Below are 6,854 nucleotides of genomic sequence, written 5' to 3'. Positions count from 1 at the left end.
CCCGCGCCCCGAGTGGCTCGCGCCGGTGTTGGAGTGGATCGCCCGGGAGTAGGCGCGCATTTCACCCAGGCGGCCGCCGAGCGAGACAAGAGAAAGGGCCGGACCCGTGCGGGTCCGGCCCTTCGGCGTGCCGCGCCGTCCGCCAACGCGGCGCGCCGGCCGTCAGCGCGAGGCGCCGACGGAAACGGGCTCGGCCAGCACGCCGTCCAGCTGGCCCATCGCCGAGCGCAGCCCCTCCTCCATCCCCATCTCCACCAGCTGCCGCATGGCCTCCGTGCTGGGGAAGTGCGTCACGCTCGTGAACCGCGACCCGGTGTCCGTCGGCTCGAAGTTGAACACCATCCGCATGGAAGGCATTCCGTCGTTGGGCGTGCCGTCGTCGTTGGAGAAGCCGTCCTGCAGCTCGATGCGCCGCCCGGGCTCCACCGCCAGAAACCGCCACCAGCCGCGCGCGGTGCTCCCGTCCGGGCCGGTCATGTAGTACTCTGACCGGCCGCCCACCTCCATGTCGTGGCGCGTGAAGGTGGCGGGCCATGTTTCCGGCCCCCAGAACCGCTCCAGCTGCCGCGGATCCGCGTACGCCGCCCACAGGCGCTCCACGGGAACGGGGTATTCGCCCACCACCGTAAGGGTGAGCGCGTCGGCGTTTGACGTAACGGAGGTGAGGGGCATTGCTTACTCCTGGGTAGGGGTGTCGGTGAACAGCGTGTCGATTTGGCTGAAGCGGGCCTTCCACAGCGCCTCCAGCCGGGCGAGCAGGTCACGCGCGCGCGCGATCTGCTCCGGGTTGCCGCGGACGATCTTTTCGCGGCCCTGCGCGTGCTTGGTCACCAGGCCGGCGCCTTCCAGCACGGCGACGTGCTTCTGCACGGCCGCAAAGGACATCTGGTACCGTGCCGCCAGCGCGGATACGGACGCCTGCTCGCCCGCCAGCACGCGCGCGACGATGTCCCGCCTCGTCGTGTCGGCGAGGGCGTGAAACACGCGGTCGATCTGCGCGTCCGTCAGGGGATGAGCATATACAACCATATGGTTGTACAATAAACCCCAGAGGTGCCGGCCGCAAGCGTCTCGCACGGACTGCCGTGCGCGGATGCGCCGGGTGCCGGACCACGTCCAAGGGTACCTGGACCAGGATTGTGGCCTGGACCCGCTGGCGCGCGACGGCCTTCTTCCGGTACTCTGCCGTGCCGCGCTGACATCAAGCCCGATTGCGCTGCGTGCAGCACGATCAAGGATGACCATCAAACCCCTCCCGCGATGGATCCCATGACCCTGCCCGGTGACCCGGTGGACACGAACGCGATCCTGGTGCTGGCGCAGCCGGTGGTGGACACCTTTCACGCCGCGGTGGTGGACTGCGGCCGCGCGCCGCCGTTCAAGCCGGTGATCCGCATCGCCACGGAGCCGGGGCCGATCCGGTACGAAAGCGGCGCCGTCGTGCTCGTCCCGTACGAGCTGCTGGGCGACGCGCGCCGCGCGGCCATGGAGCGCTTCGGCGCGATCGGCACGCTGGGGCTGTCCGGGCGCGAGCAGTACCGCGAGGTGTTCAACCATCTGCTGGTGGCGCACGAGCTTGGGCACTGGCTGCAGGAGGCGGCGCAGCGCCCGCTGAACCGCTGGCAGGCGGAGTACGAGGCCAACCGCATCATGGTCGCGTTCTGGCGCGACCACCCCGCCGCGCCGCCCGCCGCGGCTACGGAGCTGCGGCTGGCCAACTTCACCGCGCAGGCACCCGGCACGCCCAGGCCCATGCCGGATGACACCGGGGTGAGCGCGGAAGACTACTTCAACGCACACGCCGACGAGATCGAGCGCAATCCGCTGGCGTACGCCGGCTTCCAGAAGCTGATGGTGCGCACCGCGATGGCCGAGACGCCCGCGCCCGGCTTCCGCGAAGTCGTGGCCACGGCGTGGCCGGTTTGACGCGCCGGGCCGGCCTTCATCCTCCGTGACCCGTGCGCCGTCCGGACTTGTGTGCCGGCCGCCGCGGCGCGCATGTTCGGGGCAACGCCGCACCCGCTGGCGGAGGTTCGGCGACGTGCATTTCACGGGAGGATCAATGACCATGCTTCGGCGAGTGTTTCCCCTGCTGCTCGGCGCATGGATGGGGCTGCCCGCGGCGGCACAGGCGCAGTCCGATCCGCTGACGCGGGGCTACCCGGCGGACCAGTGCTCCAACTGCGCGGCGTGGAACGTCCCTCACCGCCCCGTGCACCTGTTCGGGAACACGTACTACGTGGGGACGGACGGGCTCGCCTCCATCCTCATCACCTCGCCGGAGGGGCACGTGCTGATCGATGGCGCGCTGCCGAACTCCGCGCCGCTGATCCTGGCCAACATCCGCGCGCTGGGGTTCGATCCGCGGGACGTGAAGCTGATCCTGAACTCGCACGCGCACTTTGACCACTCCGGCGGACTGGCCGCGCTGCAGCGGGCCACGGGGGCGCCGGTTGCGGTGAGCGCGCAGAGCGCCGGCGCCGTCCGCAGCGGCAGGGCGGGGGAGAACGATCCGCAGTACGGCGAACTCTTCCCGACACCGCCGGTCCCCAACGTCACCACGATCCAGGAGGGGAGGCCCATGCGGGTCGGCTCCCTCGCGCTCACGGCGTACATTACGGCCGGCCACACGCCGGGCGGCACCACGTGGACGTGGCGCTCGTGCGAGGGCGGCCGGTGCGTCGACTTCGTGTACGCCGACAGCCAGTCGCCGATCTCCGCGGACGGCTTCCGGTTCAGCGGAAACACGCGCTATCCCAACGCCGCCGCGGACTTTGAGCGTGGATACGCGGTGCTGGAGCGGCTCTCGTGCGACATCCTCATCACGCCGCACCCCAGCGGGTCCAGCCTGTGGCAGCGGGTGGCCACCGCGCCGGACGGGTTGATCGACCGCGACGCGTGCAGGCAGTACGCGGCCCGCAGCCGCGCCCAGCTGCAGGCCCGCCTGGAGAGCGAGCGGACCCGGCAGAACTGATCCGGAACGCCGGCTTCGGCAGAGAAACAGAGGCGCGGAGACACGTTCTCCGCGCCTCTGTTCCATTCGGCCACTCATCTCTGCCGAGGATAAAGGGCAGCGGTGACTCCGGCTTGTGTGCACGCGCTTTGCATAATAAAGTACTTCACGGCAATGATGCCGGATGCGCCGGCGCCGTTCACCCGATCCACTGGATGGGACCATGCCGATCTCCATCATCCATCGAACCAAGACCAGGCCCGGCGCCGCTCGGGCGCTCGCCTCGCGACCGGGAGCACGGCCGTGAGCGCGGGTGTGGACGTGCTCGTTGTGGGCGCGGGGCTGGCGGGATTGGAGTGCGCCCGCCGCCTGGGCGAGGCCGGCGCGAGCGTGCTGCTGGCGGACCGCAAGCCCGCCGTGGACCACGCGGTGCACACGACGGGCATCTTTGTGCGGCGCACGCTGGAAAGCTACGCGCTCCCGGACGACTGCCTGGGCCCGCCGGTGCGGCGTGTGGAACTGTACTCGCCGACCCGCCGCGCCGCGGTGCTGCAGAGCCCGCACGACGAGTATCGCGTGGGCCGCATGGGCGCGCTGTACCGCCGCGGTCTGGACGCCTGCCTTGCCGCCGGCGTGCAGTGGGCGCCCAGCACCAGCCTTGCCGCGCTGGAGCCGGACGCGGGCGGCTGCGTGGCCACGCTGGAGCGGGGCGGGCACAACGAGCGGCTGCGGGCGCGCTTCGTCATCGGGGCGGACGGCGCCGTATCGCGGGTGGCGGCCGGGCTGGGGCTGGACGAGAACCGCGAGTGGATCGTGGGCGTGGAAGAGGTCTTTCACGGCGTGCGCACCGGGCACGAACCCGCATTCCACTGCTGGATCGATCCCAGCGTGGCGCCCGGCTACATCGCCTGGGTGGTGGATGATGGCGAGGAGGTGCACGTGGGCGTGGGCGGATACGCGGCGCGCTTCAAGCCGGCCGAGGCGCTCCGGCGCTTTCAGGCGCGGGTGGCGGCGCGGTTCCGGCTCCAGGGCGTGGTGCCGGCCGAGCGGCGCGGCGGGCGCATTCCGGTGGGCGGGGTGCTGCCGCGCATCGCCTGCGCGCGCGGGCTGCTGGCGGGCGACGCCGCCGGCGCCGTGTCGCCGCTGACCGCGGGCGGGCTGGACCCGTGCCTTCGCCTCTCGGAGCTTGCGGCGAGCGTCACCGCCGCGTTCCTGGCCACGGGGAGCGAGGCCGCGCTGGCGCCGTACGACGGCGCCGCGCTCCGCGCCCGCTTTCGCACGCGCCTGCTCATCCGGCGCGTGCTGTCCGCGGTGCGCTCGCCCGCCGCGGCCGAGGTGGCCTGTGCGGCGCTCCGCCTTCCGCCGTTCCGCGCCGCCGCGCACAAGGTGTTCTTTGGCCGGGGATCGTTCCCCGACGTCGGCGCCGGGCGCGAGCCGCGGTCCGGGGGCGCACTCCTTGTGCGCCATCCCGTCCTGGAGTGATCGCCATCCGCGCCAGGTGCTCTGCGTGAACGCCGACACGAAAACAGCGTGGGAGTACAGAGGAACAGAGAAAAGGACCAGAGGAACAGAGGACAGCACATGGCTCCTCTGTTCCTCTGGCAGTTCTCTGTTCCTCTGTACCTTTCGCGGTTTTCAGGAAGAGCGTGGGCCCACCTCGGCGCCCGCTTGCGCCTAGTGCTCTGGGTGAACTCCGCGGGGGGCGGCGGAGGGCACGTGGCTCTCCGCCGTCCTGCGGATCGGGGCTCCTGTCGTTGAACAAAGGTTTCTGAAACCTTGATCCGGGGTGGATTCGCGGAAACAGTTGGTGCGGGGGAGGATGGAGTGGGAGGAAGGTCCAAAAATCGGGAAAACCGGATTTGGGCGCACTTTTCCGGCACGTATTTTCCGTGTGCCCCGCGCGCCGAAAACTTCGCCTGTTTCCCTCCTCGCCCGCGGCCTTCCCCTGGCCGCCGGGACGAATCCACGCGTGGACGCGGGCAGACATTCGGAACGCGCAGCTGCACGCCAGGGCAGAAACGCGCGCCCCACCCGCCGGCTCGGCCTGGCCGCCCGTCAGCCATACGCCCCCGACCCCTGGAGCGCACCCATGCCCATCCTCGTGTCCATGCTGTCCTGTCCCCAGTCCCGGTCGCGCCTGGACGCGGCCCTCACCATTGAACGCGCGGCGCGGGTGCCGTATCAGGTGCTGCAGGCGCCCGGGTGGGCGGAGTGCAGCGCCATGGCGGAATGCCGCGGCCCGCACCTGCTGGTGTTCGACCCGTACGGCTCCGCGGGGCTTTCGCTGGACGAGGCCCGCCTGTTCCACACCGCATTTCCGTCCATCGTCCTGCTGCCCTACGGCGACTTTCAGCGCCGGCCCGCGCGCGACGTGCTGCTGCTGGCCACCGAGCTGGACGTGCGCGGCGTGGTGACGCTGAACGCGGACGACCACCCCACCTCGCTGCGCCTGATCCTGGCCGAGGTGCAGGCAGCCACCGTGGTGGGCCGCGTGCTCGCCGCGCTGGAAGAGGCCACGCCGCCGGACCTGGTGCCGCTGCTGCGCCTGGTGTTGCAGCGCGCGCACGCACCGCTGTGCCCGGACGAGGTGGCCCACGCGGTCCACCGCCACAGCAAGACGGTGCGCGACCACCTGCGCGCGGCCGGCTTTCCTCCCCTCAACAAGCTGATTGTGTGGGCGCGGCTGTTCCACGCCGCCGTCCTGATGCACGACCGCGGGCGCTCGCTGGAGAGCGTGGCGCTCGCGCTCCAGTTCCCGTCACCTTCCGCAGTGCACAATCAGTTCGTCCGCTACGCCGGGGACGCGGTGCGGCGCGCCGTGCAGCAGCACGGGCTGGACCCGCTGGTGAACGCCTTTGTGGACCGCATCCGTCGCCACGATTGGGAACTGACGGAAACCAAGCAGGCCGGAGCCGCCGTCGCCGCGTAAGGTCGTTCGGGAGAGTGAAGGAAACGTTTGGGGGCGTGAATGCATCGGGTGGGGGATCGGCTAGATTCGTTTTGCGCCACCGAATGATCGGTTGCGCGGTCCCCCGAACCCCACCCCGGCGGGTGGAGGTTCACTCATCACCCGTTGGAGGACGCATGAAAAGGCTTGCACTCTCCCTGCTCCTGGCCGGTTCGCTGGCCGCCTGCGCGGACAACCCCACCGCGGCTCCCCCGGCCCAGGACGCCGACGCGCCGCGGGTGGTGAACGTGTACGACGAGTCCGACTTCGCCAGCCTGGGCATCGCCGCCCCCAGCGTGGACGCCATCGTGAAGCAGGCGGGGCGCTCGCGGGTGAACGCGGTGCGCAATCTGACCGAGTCCGGCGCGGCGTCGCTGTACTACAACTGCCCGGCCATTCCGCTCATGGCGGGGGACGGCAGCGGGGACGTTTCCAACGCGTACTACGGCGAGTGCCCGCAGGAGCCGGTGGACTGCTACTCCGATCCGTACGCCCGCGGTTGCGGCGACCCCTGCCAGTGGGACTCGTCGCTGCCCGAATGCCAGCCCACGCCCACCGGCGCGGTGGCGCAGTTCGGCTACGGCTCGTCGGCCAGCGGCCCGGTGTGGGTGAACCGCGGCGGCACCCTGCTCAAGGAAGTGACGCTCACGAGCTGGTCCACGGCCAACGCCAACGTGGCGTTCACCACGCTGGACGCCAGCTTCCGCAACGTGGGCGCGGAGAGCGGATACGGATGCAACAACGCTTCGCAGCAGTTCGACAGCAGCCACAGCAGCGGCAGCGGCAGCCCGCTCACCCTGCAGTCGTCGCGAGTGGCCAACTACCTGGGCACCATCAAGTGGGAAGTCACCGGCACGCACGGCTTTACCCCGGTGAGCGGCGCCACCGGCGGCGGCACCTTCTACTCGTCGCACTTCGTCTGCGGCTGACCTGACGCGGTACGCCGCGGTGGGG

7 protein-coding genes are annotated in these 6,854 nt (G+C 70.8%); 5 read left to right on the top strand and 2 right to left on the bottom strand.

The genetic code is table 11. The features are described 5' to 3' along the window. Positions 1-162: 162 nt before the first annotated feature. Together VF665_RS25555 and VF665_RS25550 are read right to left on the bottom strand one after the other, a co-directional pair. The gene (locus VF665_RS25555; RefSeq protein WP_331056330.1) at positions 163-672 is read right to left on the bottom strand and encodes an SRPBCC domain-containing protein; all 510 of its coding nucleotides are present in this window, start codon (positions 670-672) and stop codon (positions 163-165) included. A 3-nt stretch (positions 673-675) separates the two neighbouring features. Then, entirely contained in the window at positions 676-1,029 is a 354-nt protein-coding gene (locus VF665_RS25550) for a metalloregulator ArsR/SmtB family transcription factor (protein ID WP_331056329.1), read from the bottom strand. Between the two features lie 240 nt (positions 1,030-1,269). Between VF665_RS25550 and VF665_RS25545 the strand changes: the two genes are divergently transcribed. The 5 genes from VF665_RS25545 (at position 1,270) to VF665_RS25525 (ending at position 6,829) form a co-directional block, all read left to right on the top strand. Then, a complete protein-coding gene (locus VF665_RS25545) occupies positions 1,270-1,926 on the top strand; it encodes a hypothetical protein (protein ID WP_331056328.1) in 657 nt (218 codons plus the stop codon). A 136-nt stretch (positions 1,927-2,062) separates the two neighbouring features. Beyond that, positions 2,063-2,974 carry a subclass B3 metallo-beta-lactamase gene (gene bla / locus VF665_RS25540; protein ID WP_331056327.1) on the top strand — a complete coding sequence of 304 codons (912 nt, stop codon included), beginning with the start codon at positions 2,063-2,065 and terminating at the stop codon, positions 2,972-2,974. Positions 2,975-3,256: 282 nt separating this feature from the next. Then, positions 3,257-4,435, top strand: a complete 1,179-nt coding sequence (locus tag VF665_RS25535; protein ID WP_331056326.1) for an NAD(P)/FAD-dependent oxidoreductase — start codon at positions 3,257-3,259, stop codon at positions 4,433-4,435. Positions 4,436-5,042: 607 nt separating this feature from the next. Continuing rightward, the gene (locus VF665_RS25530) at positions 5,043-5,882 is read left to right on the top strand and encodes a hypothetical protein (RefSeq protein WP_331056325.1); all 840 of its coding nucleotides are present in this window, start codon (positions 5,043-5,045) and stop codon (positions 5,880-5,882) included. Positions 5,883-6,037: 155 nt separating this feature from the next. Further along, positions 6,038-6,829 carry a hypothetical protein gene (locus VF665_RS25525; RefSeq protein ID WP_331056324.1) on the top strand — a complete coding sequence of 264 codons (792 nt, stop codon included), beginning with the start codon at positions 6,038-6,040 and terminating at the stop codon, positions 6,827-6,829. The last annotated feature ends 25 nt before the right edge of the window (positions 6,830-6,854 follow it).

This window comes from Longimicrobium sp. (assembly GCF_036387355.1).
GTDB lineage: Bacteria > Gemmatimonadota > Gemmatimonadetes > Longimicrobiales > Longimicrobiaceae > Longimicrobium.
The sequence above is the reverse complement of the archived record's forward strand: the minus strand, read 5'-3'. Positions and strand labels throughout refer to the sequence as shown.

Bases quoted from the DNA above. Each gene is read 5' to 3' on its own strand.
- VF665_RS25525 (WP_331056324.1), top strand. From the start codon at position 6,038: ATGAAAAGGCTTGCACTCTCCCTGCTCCTGGCCGGTTCGCTGGCCGCC.
- VF665_RS25550 (WP_331056329.1), bottom strand. From the start codon at position 1,029: ATGGTTGTATATGCTCATCCCCTGACGGACGCGCAGATCGACCGCGTG.
- VF665_RS25555 (WP_331056330.1), bottom strand. From the start codon at position 672: ATGCCCCTCACCTCCGTTACGTCAAACGCCGACGCGCTCACCCTTACG.
- bla (WP_331056327.1), top strand. From the start codon at position 2,063: ATGACCATGCTTCGGCGAGTGTTTCCCCTGCTGCTCGGCGCATGGATG.
- VF665_RS25545 (WP_331056328.1), top strand. From the start codon at position 1,270: ATGACCCTGCCCGGTGACCCGGTGGACACGAACGCGATCCTGGTGCTG.
- VF665_RS25530 (WP_331056325.1), top strand. From the start codon at position 5,043: ATGCCCATCCTCGTGTCCATGCTGTCCTGTCCCCAGTCCCGGTCGCGC.